This is a genomic window from Agromyces tardus, assembly GCF_003710805.1.
GTDB classification, from domain to species: Bacteria; Actinomycetota; Actinomycetes; order Actinomycetales; family Microbacteriaceae; genus Agromyces; species Agromyces tardus.
Genome location: NZ_RHHB01000003.1, coordinates 80132 through 102841 on the forward strand (window position 1 = coordinate 80132; position 22710 = coordinate 102841).

General features: G+C 72.5%; 20 protein-coding genes. 7 read left to right on the plus strand and 13 right to left on the minus strand.

Going from position 1 to position 22710, the window contains the following annotated elements:
- The 8 genes from EDM22_RS03465 to EDM22_RS03495 all read right to left on the minus strand — a co-directional run bounded on the left by EDM22_RS03465 (position 1) and on the right by EDM22_RS03495 (position 9465).
- Entirely contained in the window at positions 1-390 is a 390-nt protein-coding gene (locus EDM22_RS03465) for a response regulator (protein WP_122935670.1), read from the minus strand.
- On the minus strand, positions 390-2642 hold the full coding sequence (locus EDM22_RS03470) for a hybrid sensor histidine kinase/response regulator (RefSeq protein WP_170963992.1): 2253 nt from the start codon (positions 2640-2642) through the stop codon (positions 390-392). The genes EDM22_RS03465 and EDM22_RS03470 overlap by 1 nt, the downstream gene beginning before the upstream one ends.
- A 165-nt stretch (positions 2643-2807) precedes the next feature.
- A complete protein-coding gene (gene mnhG / locus EDM22_RS03475) occupies positions 2808-3170 on the minus strand; it encodes a monovalent cation/H(+) antiporter subunit G (protein WP_245989159.1) in 363 nt (120 codons plus the stop codon).
- Complete coding sequence (locus EDM22_RS03480) at positions 3167-3439, minus strand: MrpF/PhaF family protein (protein WP_122935672.1); 273 nt, start codon at positions 3437-3439, stop codon at positions 3167-3169. The genes mnhG and EDM22_RS03480 overlap by 4 nt, the downstream gene beginning before the upstream one ends.
- On the minus strand, positions 3436-4305 hold the full coding sequence (locus tag EDM22_RS03485; RefSeq protein ID WP_122935673.1) for a Na+/H+ antiporter subunit E: 870 nt from the start codon (positions 4303-4305) through the stop codon (positions 3436-3438). Before EDM22_RS03485 ends, EDM22_RS03480 begins: the two co-directional genes overlap by 4 nt.
- Positions 4302-5918, minus strand: coding sequence for a Na+/H+ antiporter subunit D (locus tag EDM22_RS03490; RefSeq protein WP_170963988.1), 1617 nt, complete (start codon positions 5916-5918; stop codon positions 4302-4304). Before EDM22_RS03490 ends, EDM22_RS03485 begins: the two co-directional genes overlap by 4 nt.
- Positions 5915-6379 (minus strand): NADH-quinone oxidoreductase subunit K, encoded by a 465-nt coding sequence (locus EDM22_RS19420; RefSeq protein ID WP_170963989.1) that lies wholly within the window; start codon positions 6377-6379, stop codon positions 5915-5917. The genes EDM22_RS03490 and EDM22_RS19420 overlap by 4 nt, the downstream gene beginning before the upstream one ends.
- Positions 6376-9465, minus strand: coding sequence for a Na+/H+ antiporter subunit A (locus EDM22_RS03495; RefSeq protein WP_122935675.1), 3090 nt, complete (start codon positions 9463-9465; stop codon positions 6376-6378). Before EDM22_RS03495 ends, EDM22_RS19420 begins: the two co-directional genes overlap by 4 nt.
- A 157-nt stretch (positions 9466-9622) precedes the next feature.
- Here EDM22_RS03495 and EDM22_RS03500 point away from each other — a divergent pair, with 157 nt between their 5' ends.
- The gene (locus EDM22_RS03500; RefSeq protein ID WP_122935676.1) at positions 9623-10516 is read left to right on the plus strand and encodes a sulfurtransferase; all 894 of its coding nucleotides are present in this window, start codon (positions 9623-9625) and stop codon (positions 10514-10516) included.
- A gap of 51 nt (positions 10517-10567) precedes the next feature.
- On the opposite strand, the gene EDM22_RS03505 is transcribed toward EDM22_RS03500, so the two are convergent.
- Positions 10568-11428: a class I SAM-dependent methyltransferase gene (locus EDM22_RS03505; protein WP_170963993.1), complete on the minus strand. Its 861-nt coding sequence runs from the start codon at positions 11426-11428 to the stop codon at positions 10568-10570.
- Positions 11429-11540: 112 nt separating this feature from the next.
- On the opposite strand from EDM22_RS03505, the gene EDM22_RS03510 reads away from it, so the two are divergent.
- Complete coding sequence (locus EDM22_RS03510) at positions 11541-12500, plus strand: FKBP-type peptidyl-prolyl cis-trans isomerase (RefSeq protein WP_122935677.1); 960 nt, start codon at positions 11541-11543, stop codon at positions 12498-12500.
- Positions 12501-12596: 96 nt separating this feature from the next.
- On the opposite strand, the gene EDM22_RS03515 is transcribed toward EDM22_RS03510, so the two are convergent.
- A complete protein-coding gene (locus EDM22_RS03515; RefSeq protein ID WP_122935678.1) occupies positions 12597-13910 on the minus strand; it encodes a glycosyltransferase in 1314 nt (437 codons plus the stop codon).
- Between the two features lie 243 nt (positions 13911-14153).
- Between EDM22_RS03515 and EDM22_RS03520 the strand changes: the two genes are divergently transcribed.
- Both EDM22_RS03520 and EDM22_RS03525 read left to right on the plus strand, forming a co-directional pair.
- Positions 14154-14570 carry a transferase gene (locus EDM22_RS03520; protein ID WP_122935679.1) on the plus strand — a complete coding sequence of 139 codons (417 nt, stop codon included), beginning with the start codon at positions 14154-14156 and terminating at the stop codon, positions 14568-14570.
- 82 nt (positions 14571-14652) lie between these two features.
- A complete protein-coding gene (locus EDM22_RS03525) occupies positions 14653-16383 on the plus strand; it encodes an alpha-glucosidase (RefSeq protein WP_212591879.1) in 1731 nt (576 codons plus the stop codon).
- A gap of 171 nt (positions 16384-16554) precedes the next feature.
- On the opposite strand, the gene EDM22_RS03530 is transcribed toward EDM22_RS03525, so the two are convergent.
- Positions 16555-17604 (minus strand): LLM class flavin-dependent oxidoreductase, encoded by a 1050-nt coding sequence (locus tag EDM22_RS03530; protein ID WP_122935681.1) that lies wholly within the window; start codon positions 17602-17604, stop codon positions 16555-16557.
- A 261-nt stretch (positions 17605-17865) separates the two neighbouring features.
- Here EDM22_RS03530 and EDM22_RS03535 point away from each other — a divergent pair, with 261 nt between their 5' ends.
- Entirely contained in the window at positions 17866-19302 is a 1437-nt protein-coding gene (locus EDM22_RS03535) for an FAD-binding oxidoreductase (RefSeq protein ID WP_245989160.1), read from the plus strand.
- A 186-nt stretch (positions 19303-19488) separates the two neighbouring features.
- A complete protein-coding gene (locus EDM22_RS03540) occupies positions 19489-20673 on the plus strand; it encodes a baeRF3 domain-containing protein (protein ID WP_122935682.1) in 1185 nt (394 codons plus the stop codon).
- 64 nt (positions 20674-20737) lie between these two features.
- Here EDM22_RS03540 and EDM22_RS03545 read toward each other — a convergent pair whose 3' ends face one another.
- A complete protein-coding gene (locus EDM22_RS03545) occupies positions 20738-21172 on the minus strand; it encodes a hypothetical protein (protein WP_122935683.1) in 435 nt (144 codons plus the stop codon).
- Between the two features lie 75 nt (positions 21173-21247).
- Between EDM22_RS03545 and EDM22_RS03550 the strand changes: the two genes are divergently transcribed.
- Positions 21248-22246 carry an LLM class F420-dependent oxidoreductase gene (locus tag EDM22_RS03550; protein ID WP_122935684.1) on the plus strand — a complete coding sequence of 333 codons (999 nt, stop codon included), beginning with the start codon at positions 21248-21250 and terminating at the stop codon, positions 22244-22246.
- A gap of 112 nt (positions 22247-22358) precedes the next feature.
- Here EDM22_RS03550 and EDM22_RS03555 read toward each other — a convergent pair whose 3' ends face one another.
- Positions 22359-22682, minus strand: coding sequence for a glutaredoxin family protein (locus tag EDM22_RS03555; protein ID WP_122935685.1), 324 nt, complete (start codon positions 22680-22682; stop codon positions 22359-22361).
- Positions 22683-22710: the final 28 nt, after the last annotated feature.

Below are 22710 nucleotides of genomic sequence, written 5' to 3' on the forward strand. Positions count from 1 at the left end.
TCATCGGACATCGGCTCGTCCGTTGCTCAGGAAGTCGTCGACCTGGGACGGGAGTTCCCGCACGCTGATCGGCTTGCTGAGGTAGCCGTCGAATCCGGCGCGGGCGGTGCGCTCCCGGTCCTCCCGCATCGCGAAGGCGGTGAGGGCGACCACCGGCACCCCGCCGAGCCGGGGGTCCTGTCGCAGCAGCCGCAGCGCCTCGTAGCCGTCGATGCCCGGCAGCTGCAGGTCCATCAGCACGAGGTCGGGATCGCAGCTTCCCGCGAGCGCCACGCCTTCCTCGCCGGACTGCGCCGCCACCACGTCGTAGCCGACGGCGGTGAGCACGTCGCGCACGAGCTTGAGGTTGAGCGGGTTGTCCTCCACGACGAGGATGCGATCGCCGGACATCAGCCGGCTCCTCGCGACCGCGAGCGCGCCCCGCCGGCCTCGGGAAGCGCCACGTCCGAATGCACCGCGCCGACCCGTCGCAGCGCGCCGATGAGCTCCTCCCGGCCGACGGGCTTGATGAGGTAGTCGGCGGCGCCGAGCATCAGTCCGCGCGACCGCTCGTCGAGCATCGACACGATGATGACCGGCACCGCGCGGGTCGCCTCGTCGTCGCGCACCCGGGTCAGCACCTGCCAGCCGTCGAGTCCCGGCATCCGGATGTCGAGGACGACTGCCGCGGGCGCGAGGGCGCGGATCGACTGCAGGCCCTCCTCGCCGTCCCGGGCGTGGATCACCTGCACGCCGAGCCCGTCGAGGTACGCGGTCATGAGGTCGAGCGACGCGCGGTCGTCGTCGATGACGACCACGATCGGCAGATGGGCCTGTTCGGTCGGCGCGGCCGGCGGTTCCTCGACGGGGGACCGCATCGGCACGCTGAATCCGAACGTGCTGCCCACCCCCACCTCGGTCTCGAGCCACATGCGACCGCCGAGCAGCGAGACGATCCGCCGGCAGAGGGTGAGACCGAGGCCGGTGCCCTCCTCCTGCTGCGCGCCGCGGCGCCCCTGCTGGAACGACTCGAAGATGCGCTCCCGATCCTCGGGGGGGATCCCGGTTCCGTCGTCGGTCACCGTGACGACGAGGTCGTCGCCGTCGCGCCGCGCGGCCACCGCGACGTGGCCGCCGTCGGGCGTGAACTTCACGGCGTTGCTCAGCAGGTTCAGCAGCACCTGCTTGAACCGGAGCTCGTCGGACTCGATGCCGTCGAGGGCCGGGTCGACCTCGAGCCCGACGGCGATGCCGTGGAGCGCCGCCCGCTCGCGCACCATCGAGATGCCGTACTCGAGCGCCGAGCGCACGGAGAACGTCGACGTGGCGAGTTCCATGCGCCCCGCCTCGACCTTGGAGAGGTCGAGGATGTCGTTGAGCAGCTGCAGCAGGTGCCGCCCGGAGGAGAGGATGTCGCGGAGATACTCGTCCTGGCGCTCGTTGAGCTCGCCGAACATCCGCTCGAGCAGCACCTCGGAGAAGCCGATCACGGCGTTCAACGGCGTCCGGAGCTCGTGGGACATGCTCGCGAGGAACTCCGACTTGTGCTGGCTGACGACCTGGAGCTCCGCGGTCTTGGTCTCGAGCTCGCGGAACAACTGGGCGTTCCAGACGGCGAGCGCCGACTGGCTCGCGAACGTCTCGAGGAACTCGACCGTCTCGTCGGAGAAGGCGCCGGGCCGCTTGCGCCGCACGACGAGGGCGCCGATGATCCGCTCGCCGCGGAGCACGGGGACGGCGAGCACCGACCGCCAGCCGTCGTCGTGCAGGAGTTCGAGGTGCGGGTCGAGCTCGACGGTGTCGAGGTCGGCCACCGCGATGGGGTGCCCCTCGAGCGCGGCCCGGCCGACGAGCGTGGTCTCGAGGTCCACGCGGATGCCGCGCAGCTTGCGGAGCAGCTCGGCACTGCTCGCGTAGGCGCTCCGCACCGAGAAGCTGCGCTCCTCCTCGACGTACTCCATGATCGAGCCGCCGTCGCAGCCCGAGAAGCGCACGGCGTTCATGATGATGTTCGAGAGCACCTCGTCGAGCACCAGGCTCGAGCTGACCACGCCGCCGACCTCGCTCAGCGCCTCGAGCTGCTCCACCCGGCGCGCGAGCTCGACGCCGCGCTCCTCGAGTTCGCGCACGAGGTGCACGTTGCGCACGACGATCGCCGCCTGCGCGGCGAACGCCTCCAGGAGCGCGATGGCACGGCCGTCGAACGGGTCGACCTCGGTGCGCACGAGCGAGAGCGCTCCGACCACCTCGTCGTCGAGGAGCATCGGGGCCGCCATGATGGTGCGGAACTTCTCGATCCGCTGCACGTCCTGTCGCCCGTACTCCGGATCGCTGAGGACGTCGGGGATCTGCGTGATCTGCCGGTCGAGCGCAACGCGTCCGAGCAGGGTCGCGCGGTCGATCCGGAACGGATGCTCGCCGATGCGGCTCACGAACTCGGTCGAGAGCCCGACCGAGCTGGCGAGCGTGAAGTGGTCGTCGTCGATGAGGTACACCGCTGCCGCTTCGCAGCGGCACAGCCTCCGGGCGCTCTCGACCACGCTGTCGAGCACCGCGTCCGGATCGGACGACGACCTGCCGAGCGCCGTCAGCACCTCGTTCATCGCCGCGAACTGCTCGGTGGCATCGGTGTAGTCACGCTGGAGGCTCCGGAATTCCTCCACGCTGACCTGACGACCTCGCTCGCTGATTGTGGTCTCCCCCTCTCGAGACCCTGCGCACGCGACTTCCGCCGTCATTCTCCTCGCGGCGTCACGCCCCCGCAACGGCCCAGAACGCGTGCCACGGGCTCGTCGCGACGACCGCCGGCGCGTGGAATGGCGCGGGTGTCAGCGGGCCGCGTCCTGCTCCCGGTCGTGCTCCTCGATGTCGCGGCCGAGGTCGTCCTCGATGAGCAGGTCGCGGCGAACGTGGTCGGATCGGTACGCGGCACGCCCGAGCATGTGCGCCGTCATCGGCTGCGTCAACAGCTGGAACGTCATGATGAGGATCACGGTCGAGAGCACGCCCCAGGTGGGCACGCGCAGCGTGATCGCGAGCAGCACGACGGCGAGGCCGAGCACCTGCGGCTTCGTCGCCGCGTGCAGGCGGGTGAGCACGTCGGGGAAGCGCAGGATGCCGATGCCGGCCGCCATCGAGAGGAAGCCGCTCAGCAGGATGAGGGCGCCGATGCCGAGCTCCGCGAGGTTCACGAGGCGTCCTGCTTCCCGATGAAGCGGGCGATCGCGATGGAGCCGAGGATCGCGAAGAGCGCGAGCACGAGCAGCACGATGAGGGTGTCGGTGTGGCGGTTGATCGCCATCTCGGTGCCGAGCGCGCACATCGCGATGGCGAGCAGCACGTCGGTCGCGAGGGCGCGGTCGAGGATCGACGGGCCGCGGATCACGCGCACGATCGCGGCGATCGCGCCCACGCCGAACATGACGCCGGCGGCCAGGCCGATGAGCTCGAGCGTGGTCATGCGTCGTCCCCCTTCGGGTGCGCCCCGGGCTCCGGGTGCGCGTCGGGCTTCGGGTGCGCCTCGGGCTCGGCGGGCGCGCCCAGTCGCCCGGGCAGGTGCTCCTCGGCGCGCAGCTCGGGGTCGTCGAGCGGATGCCGCTCCGCCGTGTGCGTGGGCGCGACCTCCCGTGCGACGTGCGGGGCGAGGGTCGGGCGCCCGCCCGCGCGACGCTCGCGCCGGGCCTGCCGAACGGATGCCGCCTGCTCGCGCGTGCCGATGGCGAGCACGATGCGCTCCTCGGTGCCGAGCACCGCGTCGCGCACCCGCTCGAGGTCGCCGCGCGTGCGGGTGCCGAGGGCGTGCAGGTAGAGGAGTCCGCGCTCGCGGTCGATGTCGACGACGACGGTGCCGGGCACGACCGAGATGGCCTCGGCGGTCAGCGTCGTCACGAGGTCGGACCGGGTGAGCAGTTGCACGGCGATGATCGAGTTCAGGGGGCGCCAGGTCGGCCACACCGCGCGGAAGGCCACCTGCACCGACGCGACCGCGACGTCGACGATCATGCGGAGGCCCAGGAGCAGCCCGCGCCACGGGTCGAAGCGGCCGCTCAGCAGCACCGGCGGGAGGTAGAGGAAGCGGGTCACGAGCACCGCGAGCAGCACCCCGGTCGTGATCGTGAGCACGTCGACGTGGTCCCAGAGGAACACCCAGAGCAGTACGAGCGCGATGAGGAGCGGCAGCTGGCGCCACACCGACTCCCAGCGCGAGAACCTCGGCTCGGGGGGAGCCTCGGGGACCTCGGGGACCTCGGGGGCCTCGGGGTCCTCGGGAACCGAGCCGACGGGCTCGGGCTCGACCGGTGCGGCCGCGGCATCCGCTGGGCTCATTCGACACCCCCCGGGAAGACGAGCGACACGTACACGGCCGGGTCGCGCAGGTTCTCGGCAGCGCGGCCGGCCAGGTCGAAGAGCGGCCCGGCGAACACGGTGAGCAGCACCGTGAGCACGACGAGGCCCGTCGTGGCGCTCACCATGAGCCACGGCGTCGTGCGGGTCGCCGTGACGACGCCGCCGTCGGGCGCCTCCTGCACGGACGAGAGCAGCACCGACTCGTAGCCCTCGAGTTCGTCGCGGCCGCGCCAGAACGCCATGTTCCAGAAGCGGGTGAGCGCGTAGAGGGTGATGAGCGAGGTGGCGGCGCCGGCCGCGATCACGGCCCAGACGAGCCACGTCGGGGCGGAGGAGCCGGGGCCGATCGCGCCCGCGGCATCCGTGCCCCCGGCGACCTCGGCACCCGCGATGAACAGCCCGACCTTGCCGAGGAAGCCCGAGAACGGCGGGATGCCGCCGAGGTTCAGCGCCGGGATGAAGAACAGGATCGCGAGCAACGGGGACGCCGCGAGCAGCCCCGCGAGCCGGTTGATCGAGGTCGCGCCGCCGAACCGCTCGATGAGACCCGTCGTGAGGAACAGCGTCGTCTGCACCGTGATGTGGTGCACGACGTAGTAGATCGTGGCCGCGAGGCCGAGCACGCTCGAGAGCGCGATGCCGAAGATCATGTAGCCGATGTGGCTCACGAGCGTGAACGAGAGCAGCCGCTTGATGTCGGCCTGGGTGAGGGCGCCCAGGATGCCGATGAGCATCGTGAGCCCGCCGATCACCATGAGCAGCGTGGTCACGTCGTTCTCGGCGAAGAGCACCGTCTCGGTGCGGATGATGGCGTACACGCCCACCTTGGTGAGCAGGCCCGCGAACACGGCCGTCACCGGTGCGGGCGCGGTGGGGTACGAGTCGGGCAGCCAGAACGACAGCGGGAACACGGCCGCCTTGATGCCGAACGCCGTGAGCAGCAGCAGGTGCAGCATGAGCTGCACGTCCTGCGGCAGCTCGGCGAGGCGCACCGAGAGCTGCGCGATGTTCGCGGTGCCCGTGGCGCCGTAGATGAGCGCGATCGCGCTGAGGAAGAAGAGCGACGAGACGAGGCTCACGATGATGTACGTGACGCCCGCCCGGATGCGCTCGCCCGTGCCGCCGAGGGTGAGCAGCACGTAGCTCGCCGAGAGCAGGATCTCGAACCCGACGTAGAGGTTGAACAGGTCGCCCGCGATGAACGCGTTGAAGACGCCCGCCGACAGGATCAGGTAGCTCGGGTGGAAGATCGACACGGGCGTCTCGCGGTGCCGGTCGGCGACCCCCTGGCCCACGGCGTACACGAGCACGCCGAGCAGCATGAGCGCCGAGATGATGATCATGATCGCGCTCAGCCGGTCGACGACGAGCACGATGCCGTACGGCGCGGGCCACGCGCCCACCGTGACCGCGACGCCCGTGCCCGAGCGGTCGACCTCCACGAGCAGCATCGCGGCGATCGCCGCCACCGCGGTGAGCACGCTCGTGCTGACCGCCATCTGCGCGCGGCGGTGACGGCCGAGGATGAGGGTGCTCGCCGCGCCGAGCAGCGGCAGCAGCACCACGAGGGGCACGAGGGCGGCGGGCGTCACGAGCGCCTCCCCTCGCTGTACTCCTCGTCGCTCGCGTCGATGATCTCCTGCACCGCCCGGTCGTCGGCCGCGGAGCTGCGGATGAGGTCGGCGGCCTCCTCGGCGTCTTCGACGAGCTCGGCCTCGTCGTCGACGAGGTCGCCCTTCGCGCCCAGCTGCGCGAGCCACCAGCTGCGGTAGATGAGCGCGAGCATGAAGGCCGTGATGCCGAGGTTGATGACGATGGCGGTGAGGATGAACGCCTGCGGGAGCGGGTCGGAGATCGCGGACTCGTCGACGCCCTCGCCGAGGATGGGCGCGAGCCCGGGGGTGCCGCTCATGAGGTAGATGAGCAGGTTGACCCCGTTGCCCACGAGCAGGAACCCGATGAGCACGCGGGTGAGGCTGCGCTCGAGCATCACGGCGACGCCCGAGCCGAAGAGCACGGCCATGAGCAGCACGAGGGTGAGGGAGGCGGTCACGGGCGCGCCTCCCCTGCGGGTGCGGTGGGCACGGCGGCGGATGCGGCAGGCGCTCCCGATGCCGCAGGTGCCCCCGATGCCGGTGCAGTGGACGCCTGGGCCGCCTCGCGCTCGTGGTGCGGCGTGCCGGGATCGAGGCGGTCGTCATGCGGAGCGATCGCGTCGGGGAGGCCCTCGTCGTCGGCGTCCTCGCGCTGCCGGTCGATCTCGGCCCCGAGCGAGCGGAGGATGTCGAGCACGAGCCCGACCACGACGAGGTAGACGCCGATGTCGAAGAGCGTCGAGGTGCCGATGGAGAGCGTGCCGAGCACGGGCACGTCGGCCTCGAACCACGACGACTCGAACACGGTGAGCCCGAAGAAGAGCGGCAGGGTCGCGGTCGCCGCAGCGAGGAGGAGGCCGGCGCCGAGCAGGCGGCCCGCGTCGACGGGCGCCGCCTCGCCGAGCTCGTAGCGGCCGCCCGCGAGGTAGCGCGCGACGAGTGCGAGGCCAGCCACGAGTCCGCCGGCGAACCCGCCGCCGGGCGCGTTGTGGCCGACGAAGAGCAGGAACACCGAGACGATGATCGCCGGGTGGAACAGCAGCCGCACGAGCACCTCGATGAGGATTGAGCGGTTGCGCGGCGACAGCGTCCGCCCCGCGAGGAGCCACGTCTGCCGGGTGGCGGCGGCCTCGCCGGCGACATCCGTCTCGTGCTCGGTGTCGGCGAGGCTCGCCCGCGCGCCGCGCATGGTGTCGGCCTGCTCGGGCACGGGACGCAGCCGATCGCGGCGGGCCTGGGGCACCTCGAGGCGGGGCGGTCCGCCCGTGCGTCCCGAGATGAAGATGAGGCTCGCCACGCCCGTGGCGACCGCGACGAGCACCGAGATCTCGCCGAGGGTGTCCCACGCCCTGATGTCGACGAGCATGACGTTCACGATGTTCTTGCCGTGCGCCTCGATCGCGAGCGCCGGGAGGCCGTCGGCGATCGTGGGCTGCACGCGGGCGCCGAGGGCCACGAGCCCGATGATCGCCATCACGGCGCCGGCGAGCACGCCGATCGCGATGCGGAAGGGTGCCCGGATCACCTGCGTGCGCGGCGCGACCTGCTTCGGCAGCCGGCGCAGCACGAGCACGAAGACCACGACGGTGAGGGTCTCGACGAGGGCCTGCGTGAGCGCGAGGTCGGGGGCGCCCGACATGCCGAAGAGGAGCACGAGGCCGAACCCGGTCACGCCCACGAGCAGCACCGCGCCGATGCGCTGGCGCGCGATCGCCGCCGCGATCGCCGCGATCGCCATCACGAGTGCGATGACCGGCTGCGCCGGGAAGTCCCAGGGGCGCACCTCGTCGGGCCAGTCGGTGTTCCGCAGCGTGGCGATGCCGAGCCCCACGACGAACACCGTGAGGATCACGGCGACGTAGCCGGGCAGGCCGCGGGACTGGATGAGCGTCGTGACCCGTGCGGCGAGGCGATCGACGGCGTTCACGATCGCGAGGTAGCCGCGGCCGGAGTCGATCGTGTCGGGCAGCGCGGCCTGGAGGCGCGCCACGTGGGCGCGCCGCCAGACGAGCAGCGCGCCGAGGCCGAACACGAGCGCCGAGATGGCGAGGGCCGGCTCGAGACCGTGCCAGAGCGCGAGGTGGTAGTCGTGCGGCCCGGGCAGCTCGTCGGCGTACGCGGCGAGCAGCGGCTCGACCGCGGCGATCGCGAACGCGGTGACCAGGCTCGCGGCGGCGAGGATGCCGGGGGCGAACCCGATGAGCGGGCTCGTGCGGTGCAGCGGCGTGGGCGCGGCATCCGCCTTGGTGAAGAACGCACCCCACACGAAGCGCACGGTGTACGCGACCGTGAGCACCGAGCCGAGGATCACCGCGGTGAGGGCCGTCCACGACCAGGCGTCGCCCGCCGCACCCGCCTCGAGCAACGCGGAGAACACGGCCTCCTTCGCGACGAAGCCGAGCAGCGGCGGCACCCCCGCCATCGACGCGGCGGCGACGATCGCGATCGTCGCGATGACCGGCATCCGTCGCCCGACCGCCGAGAGCCGGCGCCAGTCGCGGGTGCCCGCCGCATGGTCGACGATGCCCACCACGAGGAACAGCGTCGCCTTGAAGAGCGCGTGCGCGAGCAGCAGGGCCACGCCCGCGAGCGCCGCGTCGCGCGTGCCGAAGCCCGTGACGAGCACGAGGAACCCGAGCTGGCTCACCGTTCCGTAGGCCAGCAGGAGCTTGAGGTCGTACTGGCGCAGCGCGCGCCAGCCGCCCACGAGCATCGTGAACCCGCCGAGCACGACGATGAGCGGATGCCACACCGAGAGGTCGGCGTAGCCGGGCGCCAGCCGCGCCACGAGGTACACGCCCGCCTTCACCATCGCCGCGGCGTGCAGGTAGGCGGACACGGGCGTGGGCGCCGCCATCGCGGCGGGGAGCCAGAAGTGGAACGGCACGAGCGCGCTCTTCGACACGGCCCCGAGGAGCACGAGCGCGATCGCGACGCCGCCCGCTGCGCTCGTGACCGGGTCGGCCACGAGCCGCGCGAGCGAGGTGGTGCCGCTCTCGACGGTGAGCATCACGAGGCCGACGAGCATCGCGAGGCCGCCGAACGTCGTGACCGTGAGGGCCTGCAGTGCGGCGCCGCGACTCTCCTTGCGGCCGATGTAGTGGCCGATGAGGAGGTACGAGAGCACGCTCGTGGCCTCCCAGAAGATGAAGAGCACGTACACGTCGTCGGCGGTGACGAGGCCGAGCATCACCCCCGCGAACGCGAGCAGCAGCGCGGCGAAACGCCCGAGGGCGGGCTCGTCGTCGTCGAAGTAGTGCACGCAGTACAACAGCACGAGCGCGCCGACGCCCGTGACGATGAGTGCGAGCAGCAGCGCGAGCGCGTCGACGCGGAACGAGAGCGAGATGTCGAGCGCCGGGATCCACGGCACGGTCTCGACGACCGCGTCGCCGGCCAGCACGCCCGGGACCCAGGTGAGCAGCACGACGAAGACGACCGTCGGCACGATCGCGATGACCGCGAAGACCCTGCGGCCGAGCATGCGCGTGAGCAGCGGAGTCAGCAGGGCGACGGCCGCGAAGGCGCCGAGGCTGGCAAGCATTCACCCTCCCCGCGTTCGCACCGTCCGTTCCGACAGTTTATCGGGAGGGCCGTGATCGCCATCGGCGAGTCGTATGCCGACAGCGGAATCGATCGGCGAACGGATGCCGCGGGGCTCCCGGATCCTCGGTCGTCGCGGTTCGGGGGAGGATTGACGCATGCCCATGCTCATCGAGCCCGCAGAACTGGCCGCCCGCCTCGACGCCGAGCGCAGCGGCGACGGCTCGACCCGCACCGTCGTGCTCGACGTGCGCTGGACGCTCGCGCAGCCCGACGGCAGCGAGGAGTACCGCGAGGGGCACATCCCGGGCGCGGTCTACGTCGACCTCGACACCGAGCTCGCCGACCACGACGTCGAGGGCGAGGGGCGGCATCCGCTGCCCTCGGAGGCCGCGTTCACCCGTGCGATGCGCCGCTGGGGACTGCGCGACGGCGACACTGTCGTGGTGGCCGACGGCGGCGGCAGCTACGCGTCGGCGCGCGCGTGGTGGCTGCTCGAGCACGCGGGCTGGGCCGACGTGCGCATCCTCGACGGCGCGCTCCCGGCGTGGTGCGCGGCCGGACTGCCCGTCGAGCAGGGCGATGTCGTTCCCGAGCCGGGCGACGCGACGGCGCGCTTCGGGTCGTTGCCCGTCGTCGACCTCGACGGCGCCGCCTCGCTCGGCCTCGAGCCGGCCGACGTGCTCCTCGACGCGCGCGCCGGTGCGCGGTACCGCGGCGAGGTCGAACCGATCGACCCGCGCGCGGGGCACATCCCCGGCGCGGTGTCGGCACCCACGACCGACAACGTCGGCCCCGACGGACGGTTCCTGCCCGCCGCGGCGCTGCGCGAGCGCTTCGCGGCGCTCGGCGTCGACGGTGCCCGCACGGTCGGGTCGTACTGCGGCTCGGGCGTCACGGCGGCGCACCAGATCGTCGCGCTGCGCCTCGCCGGCTTCGACGGAGTGCTCTATCCCGGCTCGTTCAGCCAGTGGTCCAACCGGTTCGAGCTCCCGGTCGCCACGGGGGCCGAGCCGGGCGGTGAGCGAGCGGATGCCGCGGCGCACGGGTGATCCGGGCCCGGCGCGCCTGACTCCGGTCGCGAGCCCGAGCCCGGCGCACGTTCACTCGGGTCGGCGGCCCACGGCGACGAGCGTCGTGATGTCGACCGGCGGCAGCGCGCGGTCCGCGAGCGCGGCGAGGTAGCGCTCCCGCACGCCGGCGACGGCCTCGTCGTCGAGGTCGCCGAGCATGGACCGCAGGGGGGTGCCGAGCACGAGTGCCCACGCGAGCCCGGGGTCGAGGTCGAGGTGGCGGTTGATCGCCTCGGCGCGTACGTCGACGAGCCCGAGGCCGGCGAGCCAGTGCGCGAAGGTGCCGGTGGTGTCCGCGTCGTGGAGCACCGGGAGGCCGGAAGCGATCGCCTCGGCCTCTGCCTCCGCCTCGTCCTCCGCCTCGGCGCCGGCATCCGCCCCCGGCCCGGCTGCCTCCGGAAGCGCAGCGGCGAGCAGTCCGGGCAGCGGATCGAGCGCGCCGCGCGCCCACACCGCGAACGCCGCGCGTCCGCCCGGCCGGGCGCACTCCACGAGATGGCGGGCACCCGCCTCCGGATCGGCGAACGACGGGATGCCGAGCACGCACTGCACGAGGTCGTACCCCGTGTAGGGCCACTCGGTCGGGTCGCCGACGTGCAGGCGCAGCTGCGGCATCCGCTCGCCCGCCCGTTCGCGCACGAGCGCGACGACCCCCTCCGAGGACGCGACGGCGTCGACGAGTCCCCCCGGACCCACGAGCTCTGCCGTCGGCAGCGCGGTCGCTCCGTCGCCGGAGCAGGCGTCGAGCACGCGTTCGTCGAAGATCGGATGCGACCGCAGCACGGTCGCGCGCGCGATCGGATCCCACAGCACTTCGTCGAGCGCCGCGGACGCCGTCGCCGGTTCGGCGATCCCCTCGGCGTCCACGGGCTCCATCGTCGGGTCCCCCATGTAACGATTCTCGACCCTGACCGGCCGAATCGCGAGAACACAGCGAACGGGGAGCCGGGAGCGTGCAGACTGGTGGGCGACGTCGTTCCCGATCGAAACGAGAATCCCCACCATGAACCGTGCCCTGCGCCGTGGCGCGCCCATCGCGCTCGCCACCGTCTCCGCCCTGCTGCTCGTCGGCTGCGCCTCCGGCTCCGAGCCCTCGGCGACGACCGACGCGGCCGCGGACTGCCTCGATGTGTCGTCGGGCGACCTCAGCGACGGGGTGAAGGTGACCGGCGACTTCGGCGCCGCGCCCACTGCCGAGTTCGACACCCCGGTCGACGCCACGGAGCTCCAGCGCACCGTCGCGATCGAGGGCGACGGCGACGTCACGAAGACCGACGACAAGGTGAGCGCCGTCGTCACGATGTACTCGGGGAGCACGGGAGAGCAGCTGCTCTCGCAGCCCGCCGAGCTCACCGCGGGCGATGAGACGCTCTACGAGGCCTTCACCGCGGGCATCGACTGCGTGCCCGTCGGATCGCGCACCGTCACGGTCGCCCCCGCGTCGTCCCTCTACGACGGCCAGGGCAACGAGCAGATCGGCCTCGCGGCGGGCGACAGCGCGATCATCATCATGGACGTGCAGGAGATCGTGGTGCCCGAGCCGCTGCCGACCCCGTCGGAGTGGACCGAGAACGTGCCCGACGTGAAGTTCAACGGCGACCAGCCCCCGACCGTCACCATCCCCGACACCGACCCGAGCACCGAGCTCGAACTCAAGGTGCTCGAAGAGGGCGACGGCGCCGAGGTGCAGGACGGCGACAACGTCACCGTGCAGTACCAGGGCACCAACTGGGCCACGAAGGAGATCTTCGACCAGAGCTACGGCAAGCAGCCCGCCACCTTCGGCACGGGCGACGTGATCCCCGGCTTCGGTGCGGCGCTCGTCGGCCAGAAGGTGGGCACGAAGCTCATCGTCACGATCCCGCCGGCACTCGGCTACGGCGAGGAGGCGAGCGACCAGAACCCGCTCGCCGGCCAGACCCTCGTGTTCGTCGTCGAGATCCAGGACACGCAGGCGGGCTAGGCTCCGCCGGGCCGGGTGATCCGGCCGCAGACGCACGCACGCGGCATCCGTCGATCGAACGGATGCCGCGTGCGGCGTCTCGGGCGCGGGAGCCGCTCAGCCGACGGGCGCCTCGAGCCGCAGGTGCGACGCGCGCACCGCCGACTCGAGCTCGGCCTCGATCTCGCCGAAGGTGTCGACCTCGGCGATGCGTGCGGCGAGCGCACTCGCACGCCGGCGGAACGACGGGTCGGCGAGGATCCGGTCGACGGCAGCCCCCACGGCGGACGCGGTCGGCGTGCCGGTCCTGAGGTTCACGCCGACGCCCGTCCACGCGACGCGCATCGAGACCTCGGGCTTGTCCTCGGTGTCGCCCGCGGCCACGATGGGCACGCCGTGGCTCAGTGCGTACTGCGTGCCGCCGAAGCCCGCGTTCGTCACGAACACGTCGGTCTTCGGGAGCAGCGCGTCGTAGGGCAGGAACTCGGCGGCGCGCGCATTGGCGGGCAGCGAGCCGAGCTCCGCGACCGGACGACCGCCCGTGGCGACCACGACGAGGACGTCGCGATCGGCGAGCGCGTCGAGCGTGGGGCGCACGAGGCGGTCGAAGTCCTTGTTGTCGATCGTGCCCTGGCTGACGTGCACCACCGGGCGGTCGCCGTCGAGCTCGTGCCACCACTCCGGCAGCTCGGGAGCGCCGGGCGCGGGCGGCAGCACGGTGCCGACGAAGCGCAGGTTCGGCGAGAGGTCGCTGCGGGGGTACTCGAACTCGGCCGGCGACAGCTGCAGGAACCGGTCGAACTCCCGCGAGAAGTCGAGCACGAACCCGCGCAGCGGCGGACGGCCGAGGCTCGCCATGGTCTCGTTCGCCATGCGTTGCGTGCGGCGGAAGAGCACCCGCTGCACGAGCAGGTTGAGGGCACGGTTGCGGATGCGGCCGACGGCCGACGCGTTCGGGGGCAGGCCGAGCCCGTAGGGCGCGACATCCGTGCTGGACTGGCTGAGCGGCACGACGCCGGCGGCGAGCACCGGCGGACGCGACGACGGGTCGTCGAGCAGGAACGGGAGGATGCCCGCGAACGCGGAGTCGACGAGGATCGCGTCGGGCGCGAGCTCGGCGATGGCCCGCTCGACGGCGCGGGTCTGCTCGGGCACGGGCTTCACGAAGATCGTCTGCACGTCGTACTGGAGCTTGCCGATGCCGCGGTGCCGGTCGCGCTCGGGGAGGTGATCCTGCATGTTGCGGTCGTCGTAGTCGGCGATGCCCGCCAGCGAGCGGTGCACCGCACCGGTGCCTTCGACGGCGTCGCGGAAGCGCGAGCCCGTGAGCATGGTGACCTCGTGGCCGCGCTCGACGAGGTCGCGCGCGATGGCGAGGACGGGGGCGACGTGGCCCTGGATGGGCGACGCGCAGAGGAGGTACTTCGACATTTCGAGGGGTCTTCCGGGTGGGTGCCGGTCGCCGCGGATACCATGCGACCATGCCGCTCGGGACGCGGCACGAGGCCGAAGCTACGTCCGGCGAGGATCCCTCGACAAGGCGCGCAGCCCGGTTTCAGGGATATCCCGGGCGGTATTCAGGGTCAGCACCGAGACTTGGGGAATTCCCCGGTCAGCCGAGAGGTTGTACATGTACTCGGGTGAGGAGACTCCGAACCCGGCGAAGGAGGAAACGTGGGCATCAGCTACGTCGAGTTCGAAGACGAAGCCGGCATCCTGCGTCGCTACCGCAAGCACGTGAACGGCCGCGGACTCGTGGCCACGACCGCCAAGGTCGACCCGACCGCGTTCGTCGATCCGACCGCATACGTCGACCCCGGCGCCGAAGTGCAGCGGGGTGCGACGATCGGACACGGCGCGTGGATCGAGCAGAACGCCATCGTCGCCGAACGCGCGTCGATCGGCGTCAACGCGCGCGTCGGCCGTTCGGCCGTCGTCGGCAAGTTCGCCGTCGTCGGTCCGTACGCGTCGATCGGCGCGGAGGCGCGCGTGCAGAACGGCGCGCGCGTCCCCCGCGAGGCGAACATCCCCGCAGGCGCGGAACACCACGCCTCGGGCGAGGACCTGCGCCGGCTCGGCCTCGCGGCCTGAGCCGAGCGGGGGCCCGCGCGGCCCTCGCGCCCCGCGCGGACGGGCCTCGCGACCCGTGCCGCACCCTGCGATGATCGGGGGCATGCCGAACGAGCATGTCCCCGTTTCCGTGACCGCCTCCGACTGGTGGAAGTCGGCGGTCGTCTACCAGGTGTATCCGCGCAGCTTCCAGGACTCCGACGGCGACGGCGTCGGCGACCTGCGCGGCATCCGGAACCGCCTCGACCACCTCGAACGGCTCGGCGTCGACGTCGTCTGGCTGTCGCCCATCTACCGGTCGCCGCAGGCCGACAACGGCTACGACATCAGCGACTACCGCGACATCGACCCGACGTTCGGCACGCTCGAGGACTTCGACGAGCTCCTCGCGGCGATGCACGCGCGGGGCATCAAGCTCGTCATGGACCTCGTCGTGAACCACACGTCGGACGAGCACGCGTGGTTCGCCGAGTCGCGGTCCAGCCGCGAGAGCCCGAAGCGCGACTGGTACTGGTGGCGTCCGCCGCGGCCGGGCACCGTGGGAGGCGAACCGGGGGCGGAGCCCACCAACTGGGAGTCGTTCTTCTCCGGCTCGGTCTGGGAATGGGACGAGGCCACGGGCGAGTACTACCTGCACCTCTTCGACCGCAAGCAGCCCGACCTCAACTGGGAGCATCCGGAGGTGCGCCGGGCGGTCTACGACATGATGTGCTGGTGGCTCGATCGCGGCGTCGACGGATTCCGCATGGACGTGATCAACCTCATCTCGAAGCACGTCGAGCTGCCCGACGGCCCCGTGCGCCTCGGCCGCCGCTGGGGCGACGGCGGCGCGTTCTACACGAACGGCCCGCGCCTGCACGAGTACCTGCAGGAGATGCACCGCGAGGTCTTCGACGGCCGCGACGGCCTCATCACGGTCGGCGAGACGCCCGGCGCGACCGTCGACGACGCGGTGCTCTTCACCGACCCCGCACGCCGCGAGGTCGACATGGTCTTCCAGTTCGAGCACGTCGGCCTCGACCACGGCGTCAGCAAGTTCCGGCCGCGGCCCCTCGAGCCCGGCGAGCTCGCGGCATCGCTCACGCGCTGGCAGGAGGGCCTGCACGACACCGGGTGGAACAGCCTCTACCTCGAGAACCACGACCAGCCCCGCTCGGTGAGCCGGTTCGGCGATGACGAAGCGCACTGGCGCGCCTCGGCGACGGCGCTCGCGACGATGCTGCACCTGCAGCGCGGCACGCCCTACGTGTACCAGGGGCAGGAGCTCGGCATGACGAACGCGCCGTTCGCGGTCATCGACGAGTTCCGCGACGTCGAGTCCCTCAACGCCTACGCCGAGGAGGTCGCGAGCGGCACGGCGGTCGCCGACGCGATCTCCGGCCTCAGCTACATGAGCCGCGACCACGCCCGCACGCCCATGCAGTGGGACGCGTCGCCGAACGCCGGCTTCACGGACGGCACCCCGTGGATCGCGGTCAACCCGAACCACGACCGCGTCAACGCCGCCGCGCAGGCGGGCGACCCCGACTCGGTCTTCGAGTACTACCGCCGGCTCATCGCGCTGCGCCACGAGCGGCCGGTCGTCGGCCACGGGTCGTTCGAGCGGGCGGATGCCGGGCACCCGGCGATCTTCGCCTTCGAGCGCGTGCTCGGCGACGACCGGCTGCTCGTGGTCGCCAACCTGTCGTCGGCCGGGCATGTCCCCGCGTTCGCTGCGGAGGTGGCTGCGCGGTGGCGCGGCGCGCGGGTGCTGCTCGCGAACGAGTCGGAGGCCGCGGCATCCGTCGACGCGCCTCTTGGGCCCTGGGCGGCCCGCGTCTTCGAGCTCGGCTGACGCGGTTCGCGCAGCCCCCGACCGCGGCCCAGCCCTACCCGTGGCCGTGCCCCGACCCGCAGGAGTGAGGTTTCCGTCCTGGAGTGAGCTTGGGAACCTCACTCCAGGACGGAAACCTCACTCCTGCGCGTGAGAGCGCGGGGGCGGGGCGCGGCGGGCGCGGGCGCCCCGCTACGCGGCCAGGCGCTCCGCGAGGAGCTCGAGCGAACGGACACGGCCGGGCGTGGCATCCGCCGGCTCGCTCGCGTAGGAGCCCGCGATCGGCGCGACCATGACCTCGTCGATGGCGTGCCGCTCGGCGAGGCGACGCACGGCGGAGGCCGCGGCATCCGCGTCGCCGATGACCCACCGCTGGCGCATGCGCACGATCAGCTCGTCGCCTTCGGAGTCGGCGGGCGCCGCGAGGGCCTCGTCGACGGTCTCGAGGGGTCGCATCGGCCGGCCGAGCCGCAGCCGCGCCATCGACCGCAGCTGGGGGAGCGCCCGCTCGGCGGCCTCCTCGGCGGTGTCCGCGACCGACACGTTGAGCGTCAGGATCGTCTCGGGCTGCGGATGCCGCTCGCTCGGCGTGTACCCGGAGCGGTACAGGTCGAGCGCCGGCTCGAGGCCCTCGCCCGAGAAGTGGTTCGCGAACACGTACGGCAGGCCGAGTTCCGCCGCGAGCCGCGCGGAGTAGTCGCTCGAGCCCAGGAGCCACAGGGTGGGCACGGCGCTCGCCGCGGGCGTCGCCTGGATCGCGTACTCGCGCCCGCTCGTGAGGCGAAGCGTCGCGCCGTCGGGCGAGAGCAGGCTCAGGATGTCGGCGACGTGGTCGGGGAACCGGTCGACGTCGGCCGTCGGCCCAGAGATGCGCAGCAGCTGCGTGATCACCGGGTCGCTGCCCGGCGCCCGGCCGATGCCGAGGTCGATGCGGCCCGGCGCGAGCGCCTCGAGCGCGGCGAATTGCTCGGCGACGACGAGCGGCGCGTGGTTCGGCAGCATGACGCCGCCCGAGCCCACGCGGATCCGCTCGGTGCGCGCCGCGATCGACGCGATGAGCACCGGCGGCGTGGTCGACGCCACGGCCGGCATGTTGTGGTGCTCGGCGAACCAGTAGCGCGTGAAGCCGAGCGCGTCGGCGCGCTGCGCGAGGGCGACGGATGCCGCGACCGCCCCCGCCGAGGTCTGCCCGCTGCGCACGGGGACGAGGTCGAGCACGGACAGGCGCGGTGAAGTGGGCATCGCCAGGGGTAACGGATGCCGCGGCCCCCCTATTCCGCCGCGCCGCGGGCCGCCCCCGGGGCGGGTCCCGCGCTGCCCGGATCCCGGGCGAACCCTCGGGATAACCCTGAGACGAACGGAGGGGGATCACTGATCCGCGGCATCCGCTCGCCCGATTGGATCGAGGGGTGTCGTGAGCGCCGCCGGGAATCCGTGCGGCCGTCGGCGGAGGCCCAGGCGGCCCGCCCGGCCCGCGACCCCCATCCGTGAAAGGAACCATCAGTGAACACCCTTGTGTCTGAAACCGAAGCGTTCTCGCTGCGCGAGGCGTTCGCGATGCTCGAAGAGCGCCTCGACGGCCGGCTCCTCATCCCCGGCGACGACGGCTGGGACGACGCGCGTCAGGCGTGGAACCTCGCCGTCGACCAGCGGCCCGCCGCCGTCGTGGTCGCGGCCTCCGTCGCCGACATCGCCCGCACCGTGCGGATGGCCCGCGCCTACGGGCTCGCCGTGGCTCCGCAGGCCACCGGCCACAACGCCGGACCGCTCGCGCAGGACGGAGGCCTCGCCGACGCGATCCTGCTGCGCACGCACGAGCTGCGCGGCGTCGAGGTGCGCCCGAACCAGCGCATCGCGCGCGTCGAGCCCGGCGCGCAGTGGGGCGACGTCGTCGCCGCGACCGCGCCGCACGGCCTCGCCGCGCTCGCCGGGTCGTCGCACGACGTCGGCGTCGTGGGCTACACGCTCGGCGGCGGCGTCTCGTGGCTCGCCCGCTCGCACGGACTCGCGGCCAACCACGTCGTGGCGGTCGAGCTCGTGACCGCTGACGGCGCCTTCCGGCGCGTCGACGCCGAGCACGACGCCGAGCTGTTCTGGGCGGTCCGCGGCGGCGGCGGCGACTTCGGCATCGTGACCGCGATCGAGTTCGAGCTGTTCCCGATCGCGCAGGTCGTCGCCGGCACCCTGTTCTGGCCGATCGAGCGTGCGGGCGAGGTGCTCGAGGCCTGGGCCGACTGGACCGCGACGCTGCCCGACACGGTCACCTCCGTGGGCCGCGTGCTGCGCTTCCCGCCGATGCCCGAACTGCCCCCGTTCCTCTCGGGCCGCTCGCTCGTGGTCGTCGAGGCCGTGTTCCAGGAGTCGCCCGAGCGGGCCGATGAGCTGCTCGCCCCGCTGCGCGCGCTCGGCCCCGCGATCGACACCGTGCACCCGCAGGCACCCGCCGAGCTGCTGCAGCTGCACATGGACCCGCCTGCCCCCGTTCCCGGCCACGGCGACGGCATGCTCCTCGCGTCGCTCCCGGGTGCAGCCGTGCGCGCGTTCGTCGCCGCCGTCGGGTCCGACTCGGGCAGCACCCTGCTCTCGGCCGAGATCCGCCACGTCGGCGGTGCGCTCGAGCCGGATGCCGCGGTCGCCGCCGCCCAGGCGGAGGGACGACCCCTGCCCGGCGCCGTGTCGGGCTTCGACGCCCAGTACCTCGTGTACGGCGTGGGCATCCCGGTGCCCGGCGCGATGGAGGGCCTCGTGGCCTCGCTCGGACGACTGTTCTCGCAGATCGAGCCGTGGCGCGCCCCCGTCGAGTACCTCAACTTCGCCGAACGCGCGGTGCCCGCGTCGCGCATCTTCGGCGATGACGGCCGGCTCGCGCGCCTCCGCGCGGTGAAGCAGGCGGTCGACCCCACGGGCGTCATCCGCTCGAACCACCCGGTCCGCCGCTGAGGCGTCCCGCACCCCGAGTCCCGGCGGCGCTGCGCAACCCGAATGCGCGGCGCCGTCGGCATATGGCGCAGCGCCGTCCCATTTCCCACGGGACGTACGGCCCGGATTCGGGGTGTCGCTCGCGACCCGGCCTTCATAGGCTGGGTGCAGCGACATCGCGGTCGCCTGAACCACGGGGGAGGACGCATGACGGTCCACTACGAATTGCCCACCACGGCCGATTTCACGGCGCTGGCGGGGGCACATCATCCGGCCATCACGATCTACGCCTCGACCTCGCCCGTCGTCAGCGAGCGCGAGCTCGCACAGGTGGCGGTGAAGAGCGCGTTCGACGAGGCGATCGAGCAGGTGCGCGCCTCGGGCGCGGAGTCATCCGACATCGAGGCCCTTCGCGCGGAACGCAACCGCGTGCTCGCCCAGGAGGTCCCGTGGGAGGCGCTCGCCCGCTCGCTCGCGATCTTCGTCGCGCCGGGCTTCAGCGAGGTCTTCGTGCTGCCGAACCGCCTCGACGACGCGGTGCACGTCGGCTCGCACTTCACCCTCGGCCAGCTCCTGCGCGCCCCGAGCCAGGACCAGGAGGCCTTCGCGGTCGCCATCTCGGCCAACGAGTGGTCGCTCTGGCACGCCACGCCCACTGCCCGCGCCGAGCAGATGCCGCTCGATCCGACGCTGCCGAAGAACGCCGACGAGGCGGCCAACCGCGAGCCCGGCGACGTCGGCCCGCGACGCGGCGGCAAGCACGGCGACCGCGGCATGAGCGAGGAGGATCGCCGCCCCACCACCCTCGACATCTACGCGAAGCGCGTCGCCGACGCCGTGAAGCACGTGCTGCAGGAAGGCGACCCCGAGGAGCGGCTCCCGCTCGTCGTGTTCGCCGCCGAGCCGCTGCTCAGCCAGTTCCTCGAGCGCTCGCACAACCATCGGCGCATCGTTCCCGTGCAGGGCGCGGCCGACCGGCTCGGCGCCGCCGAGATCGACGAGTGCGTGCGCCGGGAGCTCGCGCAGCTCAACATCGACGAAGCCAGGAGCGCGCTGCACGGCCTCGCCGAGGGGAGTGCGGGCCGCGTCGAGCGCGACCTCGCGACCATCGGCCGGCTCGCGGCCGACGGCGCCGTCGACACGCTGTGGTTCGACTTCACCACCTCGGTGAACGGCACGCTCGACCGGGAGTCGGGGGCGGTGCAGTTCGCGAGCGACAACGGCAACGGCGAGACGCTGCACGACGGCACGCACGCCGGCGACCTGCTGCCGCAGCTGGCCATGCTCGTCATGGCCAAGGGCGGCAAGGTCGTCACCGTGCGCAGCGACGACCTCGACGAGGCGGTGTGGTCGGGTCCCGCGATGGCCGAGCTGCGGTTCGCGCTCGCGTAGGCGGGCGGCGCCGCTGAGCGGCGCGTTGCGAGGGGCGGATGCCGTGTGGCATCCGCCGCCCTCGTCAGACCATGCGGCCGGCGGTCGCGAATGGCCGCTCCGCGCCGATGCGCGCGCCCGTCGCCCGCGTCGGCTCGCGGGACGACCGCGCGCCGACCCCGTTCTGCGGCGACGTCTCGCGTACCGCCACGCGGATCGGCGGCCGCCAGCCGAAGTGGATGACGATCTCGGTGGCGTGGGCGTCCTCGATCATCGCCTCGATGCTCGCCTGCGCCCGGTAGCGCCCGGCACGGCGCGGCGGCGTCTCGCGGATCGTCAGGCAGACGCGGTCGGGGGCGGGCACGACCCCGCAGTTGACCGGTGCGAAGTCGAGTCGCCATCCGGCGCCGCGGGTCGTCGCCGCCCCCGTCACCTGGATGACGCGAATGCCGCCGGACGTGATGGCCGTGGCGTCGAAGTCGTCGGGGGAGTACTCGCACTGAGTGGGTAGGGCAGTCATATCCGGCACGCTACGGAGGCGCCCCAGCGCGGGCATCAGTGCTGGCGCTGAGATCGCCCGCCTAGGCTTGAGCCCATGCGATTCGGACTCTTCGTTCCCCAGGGCTGGCGCCACGACCTCGTCGGCATCGACCCGGCCGACCAGTGGTCGACCATGCGCGACTTCGCCGCCCACATCGACCGCGAGGGCTCGGCTTGGGAGTCGATCTGGGTGTACGACCACTTCCACACCGTGCCGAAGCCGAGCCCCACCGAGGCCACTCACGAGGCCTGGACGCTCATGGCCGCGTTCGCGGCATCCACCTCGCGGGTGCGTCTCGGCCAGATGTGCACGTGCATGGGCTACCGCAACCCGGCCTACCTCGCCAAGGCCGCCGCGACGGTCGACCTCGTGTCGGGCGGCCGTGTCGAGATGGGCATCGGCGGTGGATGGTACGAGCACGAGTGGCGCGCCTACGGCTACGGGTTCCCGGGTGTGCCCGACCGGCTCGGTGCGCTGCGCGAGGGCGTCGAGATCATGCACCAGGCGTGGACGACCGGCAGCGCCACCCTCGACGGAACGTACTTCCAGGTCGACGGCGCGATCGTGCAGCCGCAGCCGCTGCAGCAGGGCGGCATCCCCATCTGGGTCGCCGGCGGCGGCGAGAAGGTCACGCTGAAGATCGCGGCGGAGTACGCGAGCTACACGAACTTCCACGGCAGCCCCGAGGAGTTCAGCCACAAGAGCGAGGTGCTGCGGGGGCACACAGAGCGGCTCGGGCGCGACTTCGACTCGATCGTGCGCAGCGCGAACTTCAACACGGTGATCGGCGAGTCCGAGGCGGATGTCGCGCGGCGCCTCGACGCGATCGAGGCGCGCGTCGCGCCCTTCCTCGGCCCCGAGGTCACGGCGCGGTTCATGGCGGACTACCACGCCCCGACCGCACTCGTGGGCACGCCCGCGCAGGCGATCGCGCAGCTCGCCGACATGCGCGAGCGCGGCCTGGGCTATGCGATCCACTACTTCCCCGAGGCGGCCTACGACCGCTCGGGCGTCGAGCTCTTCGAGCGCGAGGTCGTGCCGGCGCTGGGCTGAGCTCGGGTTCGCGAGCGGGCGGATGCCGCGGCATCCGCCGGACGTGCGAACGGCCGCCTCCCGGGGAACTCGGGGGCGGCCGTTCGGCGTGTCTGGTTCGGGGTGCCTCGGGTCAGGCGGCGGCCTCGTCGGCACGGTCGGCGCGGTCGGCCTCGGCCGTGGCCGCGGCTGCGAACGCGTCGAGCTTCGCGCCGAGCTCGGCGTCGGTGGGCTCGGTGAAGTGCGTGCCGTCGGGGAAGACGACGACGGGGATGCTCGTGCGGCCGCTGATGGCCTGGGCGCGGGCGGCGGCGTCGAACTCGACTTCGAGGTCGACGTACTCGTAGTCGACGCCGCGGCGGTCGAGCACCGCCTTGGAGCGGCGGCAGTCGCCGCACCAGGCGGCGCCGTACATGGTGATGCGGGCAGGGTTGAGGTCGGTTGCGGGGGAGGACATACGAATAACCTACGTGGGTATCCTGTGC

Excerpts from the sequence above, each read along its gene's own strand:
- EDM22_RS03465 (WP_122935670.1), bottom strand. The coding sequence starts at position 390 with ATGTCCGGCGATCGCATCCTCGTCGTGGAGGACAACCCGCTCAACCTC.
- EDM22_RS03480 (WP_122935672.1), bottom strand. The coding sequence starts at position 3,439 with ATGACCACGCTCGAGCTCATCGGCCTGGCCGCCGGCGTCATGTTCGGC.
- EDM22_RS03485 (WP_122935673.1), bottom strand. The coding sequence starts at position 4,305 with ATGAGCCCAGCGGATGCCGCGGCCGCACCGGTCGAGCCCGAGCCCGTC.
- EDM22_RS03495 (WP_122935675.1), bottom strand. The coding sequence starts at position 9,465 with ATGCTTGCCAGCCTCGGCGCCTTCGCGGCCGTCGCCCTGCTGACTCCG.
- EDM22_RS03500 (WP_122935676.1), top strand. The coding sequence starts at position 9,623 with ATGCCCATGCTCATCGAGCCCGCAGAACTGGCCGCCCGCCTCGACGCC.
- EDM22_RS03505 (WP_170963993.1), bottom strand. The coding sequence starts at position 11,428 with ATGGGGGACCCGACGATGGAGCCCGTGGACGCCGAGGGGATCGCCGAA.
- EDM22_RS03510 (WP_122935677.1), top strand. The coding sequence starts at position 11,541 with ATGAACCGTGCCCTGCGCCGTGGCGCGCCCATCGCGCTCGCCACCGTC.
- EDM22_RS03515 (WP_122935678.1), bottom strand. The coding sequence starts at position 13,910 with ATGTCGAAGTACCTCCTCTGCGCGTCGCCCATCCAGGGCCACGTCGCC.
- EDM22_RS03525 (WP_212591879.1), top strand. The coding sequence starts at position 14,653 with ATGCCGAACGAGCATGTCCCCGTTTCCGTGACCGCCTCCGACTGGTGG.
- EDM22_RS03530 (WP_122935681.1), bottom strand. The coding sequence starts at position 17,604 with ATGCCCACTTCACCGCGCCTGTCCGTGCTCGACCTCGTCCCCGTGCGC.
- EDM22_RS03540 (WP_122935682.1), top strand. The coding sequence starts at position 19,489 with ATGACGGTCCACTACGAATTGCCCACCACGGCCGATTTCACGGCGCTG.
- EDM22_RS03545 (WP_122935683.1), bottom strand. The coding sequence starts at position 21,172 with ATGACTGCCCTACCCACTCAGTGCGAGTACTCCCCCGACGACTTCGAC.
- EDM22_RS03550 (WP_122935684.1), top strand. The coding sequence starts at position 21,248 with ATGCGATTCGGACTCTTCGTTCCCCAGGGCTGGCGCCACGACCTCGTC.
- EDM22_RS03555 (WP_122935685.1), bottom strand. The coding sequence starts at position 22,682 with ATGTCCTCCCCCGCAACCGACCTCAACCCTGCCCGCATCACCATGTAC.